This window comes from Gordonia sp. i37 (assembly GCF_002043085.1).
Classification (GTDB): domain Bacteria; phylum Actinomycetota; class Actinomycetes; order Mycobacteriales; family Mycobacteriaceae; genus Gordonia; species Gordonia polyisoprenivorans.
Genome location: NZ_MVPX01000282.1, coordinates 1 through 4,451, shown reverse-complemented (window position 1 = coordinate 4,451; position 4,451 = coordinate 1). Strand labels below are relative to the sequence as shown.

Annotated in this window: 5 protein-coding genes; all 5 read right to left on the bottom strand. The window is 68.3% G+C overall.

Translation table 11 applies throughout. The annotated features are described in order from the left end of the window. Positions 1-45: 45 nt before the first annotated feature. Entirely contained in the window at positions 46-792 is a 747-nt protein-coding gene (locus B1964_RS13690; protein WP_079930135.1) for a DUF4191 domain-containing protein, read from the bottom strand. Positions 793-856: 64 nt separating this feature from the next. Continuing rightward, positions 857-1,966, bottom strand: a complete 1,110-nt coding sequence (lipA, locus tag B1964_RS13685) for a lipoyl synthase (protein WP_079930132.1) — start codon at positions 1,964-1,966, stop codon at positions 857-859. Continuing rightward, positions 1,963-2,727, bottom strand: a complete 765-nt coding sequence (gene lipB, locus B1964_RS13680) for a lipoyl(octanoyl) transferase LipB (protein ID WP_079930131.1) — start codon at positions 2,725-2,727, stop codon at positions 1,963-1,965. Before lipB ends, lipA begins: the two co-directional genes overlap by 4 nt. Beyond that, a complete protein-coding gene (locus tag B1964_RS13675) occupies positions 2,717-3,604 on the bottom strand; it encodes a TIGR01777 family oxidoreductase (protein ID WP_014360393.1) in 888 nt (295 codons plus the stop codon). The genes lipB and B1964_RS13675 overlap by 11 nt, the downstream gene beginning before the upstream one ends. A 6-nt stretch (positions 3,605-3,610) precedes the next feature. Further along, positions 3,611-4,451 (bottom strand): 2-oxoglutarate dehydrogenase, E2 component, dihydrolipoamide succinyltransferase (gene sucB, locus B1964_RS13670; RefSeq protein WP_079930130.1); only part of this gene is annotated, 841 nt, incomplete at its 5' end.

Sequence of the window (4,451 nt, the reverse complement as noted above, 5' to 3'; positions counted from 1 at the left end):
CGACGCGGTCGGCGTCTGACCGCATAGTGATCAGGCGCCGCGTGATCAGGCGCCGCGACGCCGCGCGGGGCGCTGCATGCTGCGCATCTTGGCATTGCCGGGCAGCGGGCCCTTGGGCATGCCCGGTCCGGGCTGCTTGCCGCCGAGCGCCGACAACCGGCCCTCGAGGGTCTCCATGCGCTTGCGGTCGATGTTGCCCGGCAGCTTGTTGAGGTGCCGTTCGAGCTTCGACAACGGCACCTGGCCGTCGTCGTTGCCGACCATGATCTGGTAGATCGGGGTGTCACCGACAACGCGCGCGACTTTCTTCTTCTCTTGTCCCAGAAGCGTTGTGACGCGACTCGCCGAGCCCTCGCCGACGAGGATGACCCCGGGCTTGCCGATCACCCGGTGCACGGCGTCGAGATGGGAGGTGCCGGTGACCGCCTGCTGCACCCGCCACTGGCCGCGCATGTTCGACAGCGCCCATCCGGCTGCTCCGGGTTGCCCTTCGGCCTTGGTGTAGACGGTCTTCTGCACGCGCCGTCCGAAGAGGAGGAAGGCGGCGAGAATACCGAGCACCACACCGATGGGAACGAGCAGCCACGGAGAGCCGACGAACAGACCGATCACCACGAAGATCGCCACAATCAGCACGAACAGGCCGACCATGTACGGGATCAGCCGTTTGTCTTCCTTGCGCTGCATCTGGAACGCCTGCCAGAGCTGCGTGAACCGCTCCTTGGAGGCCTTCCGTCGGGCCTGTCGTGCGGCCTTCTTGTCCGCTTTGCTCGCCGCTTGCGCCTTTGCCATGCTCACCAGGATACGTCTGCGGGCGCGCTGATCGACAATGCGGTCACCGGCGCAGGTGTCCGGTTCAGCGGGCCAGTCGCGCCATCAACGAGGAGGCCTCCTGGCTGGCCGATCCCTCGTCGGCGAGGTGCGCCAACGACGGCGGCAACTCCCGCCCGTGATGCGCCATCGCCTGCGCGTAGAGCCGGCCGGCGCGGTAGGACGAACGCACGAGCGGCCCGGCCATCACCCCGGCGAATCCGACCTCGCGGGCGAACTCGGAATGATCGACGAACTCCTCGGGCTTGACCCAACGCTCCACCGGATGGTGGCGCGCCGAGGGGCGCAGGTATTGGGTGATCGTCAGGATGTCGCAACCGGCCTCGTGCAGGTCGACGATCGCCGACTGCACCTCGGCCGGGGTTTCACCCATCCCGAGGATGAGGTTGGACTTGGTGACCAGACCGAAGTCACGGGCCTGGGTGAGCACATCGAGGGACCGCTCGTAGCGGAACGCCGGACGAATCCGCTTGAAGATCCGCGGCACCGTTTCCAGGTTGTGTGCGAGCACTTCCGGCCGGGACTCGAAGACCTCGGCGAGCAGATCGGGCTTGGCGTGGAAGTCGGGGATCAGATTCTCCACACCGGTACCAGGGTTGAGCCGGTGGATCGCACGCACCGTCTCGGCGTAGAGCCAGACACCCTCGTCGGGGAGGTCGTCGCGGGCGACGCCGGTGATGGTGGAGTAGCGCAGGCCCATCGCCTGCACGCTCTCGGCGACGCGGCGGGGCTCGTCGCGATCGAGTTCGGCGGGCTTGCCGGTATCGATCTGGCAGAAGTCGCACCGGCGGGTGCACTGCTCGCCGCCGATGAGGAAGGTGGCCTCGCGGTCTTCCCAGCACTCGTAGATGTTGGGGCATCCGGCTTCCTCGCAGACCGTATGCAGCCCTTCGCGTTTCACCAAACCTTTGAGTTCGGTGTACTCGGGCCCCATCGTCGCGCGCGTCTTGATCCAGGAGGGCTTGCGTTCGATCGGGGTCTGCGCGTTGCGGATCTCCAGGCGTAACAACTTGCGTCCGTTGGGGGACGGGTCGGTCGGCGCGGCGGGCGAGGCGGGGGCGGACGAGGCGGGGGGCGACCCTTGTGGGGTCGACGCCGGCGCCGTGGGTGCGGTGCGGGTCTCTGACACGGTCACCGCACCGATGCTACGCGCGCGCCGTCGGCATGCCCGACCTGCGGGGTGAGGGCGATCTCACTGTGGTCCAGAGCCGCGAGGACGGCGTCGGCGACCTCATCGGCGAGGTCGCCGACCGAGAGTTCCCGCCCGGCCTCGCGGCTCAGGGACGTGACCCCGGCGTCGGCGATGCCGCACGGAACGATCGCGTCGAAGGCGCTCATGTCGGGGTCGACGTTGAGGGCGAACCCGTGCAGCGCGACCCCGCGCGCCACCCGGATGCCGATCTGGCCGAGTTTGCGTTCCCCGGACTGTCCCGGGTCGGGCGAGTCGTCGACGACCCAGACGCCCGACCGGCCGGCGACGCGGGTGGTGGCCACGCCGTGTGCCGCACAGACACCGATGAGCGCCGCCTCGAGCCGGCGGACGTACTCGACGACGTCGAGGGGCTCGGCGAGCTTGATGATCGGATAGCCGACGAGCTGTCCGGGCCCGTGCCAGGTGATCCGTCCGCCACGGTCGACGTCGATCACCTCGGCGCCGTTGGTCGGACGATCGGCGGCCTCGGTTCTCTTGCCCGCGGTGTAGATCGACGGATGCTCGAGCAGCAGCAACAGATCGTGATCGAGTGTGCCGTCGGCACGTTCGCCGGCGAGTCGATGCTGAAGGTCGTAGGCCTCGCGGTAGTCGAGGACACCGAGCCGCCGGATCTCGACGGGCGTGTCGACTGCGCGCAGCGATGCCCGTCGGGTACCGACGGCTGTCGGTGTGTCAGCGTCCATTGGCGTACTCCAGCCCCGAATCGATGGTGGGATGGGTGAAGACGAAGTCGTGGTCGGTGAGCACACCGGGTGCAACGCGTTGGGAGTACAGAACCATTTCCTCGATCATCTCGCCGCCCGCCTTGCGGGCGACGAACGCGGGAACGCCCATCAGGGTGGGCCGGTGCACCGACCGGCCGAAGGCGTCGACGAACGTCGCGAACGGAACCGCTCCGGGTGCGCACAGGTTCACCGGACCGCTGATCGCCGAATCCAGCACGAACTCGATCGCTCGGATCTCGTCGACCAGTGAGATCCACGAAAAGTACTGCTGCCCATTGCCGATGGTGCCGCCGAGGCCGAGCTTGAACAGCGGTCGGAGTTTGGCCAGCAGGCCACCGTGCGGTGCGAGCACCGGTGCGGTCCGCAACAGGACGACACGGGTCCGGTCGCCCGAGTTGGCGGTCGCCGCGGCCTCCCAGTCGACGGTCAGCTCGGCCAGGAATCCCGAGCCGGGGCCGTCGACCTCGGTGGCCGTCCGCGCGCCGGTGTCCCCGTAGTACCCGGTGGCGCTCGCGCTCACCAGGGTGGGGACACCGGTCCGGCGGACGGCCTCGGCGATGACCTCGGTCGGCGGGATCCGGGAGTCGCGGAGTTCTTGTTTGAACCGTCCGCTCCACCGGCCGTTGCCGACCCCGACGCCGCCGAGGCTCACCACCGCGTCGACGCCGTCGAGGGCCTCGTCAGGAACACCGAATGTCTCGGGGTCCCAACTGAATTCACCGGGCTCGGTCGCTTCGCGCCGGACCAGCCGGCGCACCGAATGGCCCGCCGATTCCAGCGCGGTGATCAGGGCCGAACCGATCAGCCCCGACGAGCCGGCGACGGCTACCCGCATCGGTGCCTATAGGCCCAGTTCGGCGGCGAACGAGCCGGCCTCGAGTCGCTTCTTGATCGTCGTCAGGAAGCGACCGGCGTCGGCGCCGTCGATCAGGCGGTGATCGTAGGTCAGCGGCAGGTACGACATCGACCGCACCGCGATCGACTCCGAACCGTCGTCGCCGGTGATGACCACCGGGCGCTTGACGATTGCGCCGGTACCGAGCATGGCCGCCTGCGGCGGCACCAGGATCGGGGTGTCGAACAGGGCGCCCTGGCTCCCGATGTTGGTGATGGTGAAGGTGCCACCGGCCAACTCGTCGGGCTTGAGGCCGTTGGTGCGGGCGCGGGCGGCGATGTCGGCGATGGCCCGGGCCAGTCCGGCGATCGAGAGGTCGTCGGCGTTGTGGATCACCGGCGAGAGCAGGCCCTGCTCGGTGTCGACGGCGATACCGAGATGCACCTTGTCGTAGTAGGTGATCTCCTTCTTGTCCTCGTCGATGGAGGCGTTGACGTTCGGATGCGCCTTGAGTGCCTCCACGACGCCCTTGGCGATGAACGGCAAGAAGGTCAGGTTCACTCCCTCGGAAGCCTTGAACGACTCCTTGGCAGCCTTGCGCAGTGACACGATCTTGCTCATGTCGACCTCGAAGACCTGCGTCAGCTGAGCACTGGTCTGCAGCGACTCGCGGGTCTTCTTCGCGGTGATCTGACGGATGCGGTTGATCTTCTGCGTGGTGCCACGCAGTGCCGCGAGTTCGGGCTTGACCTCCGACGACGACGCGGCCGGTGCGGCTGCGGGCGCCGGTGCGGCGGCGGGGGCCGGGCTCGAGGCCGGCTCGGGGGCCTTCTTCGCCTCGGCGGCG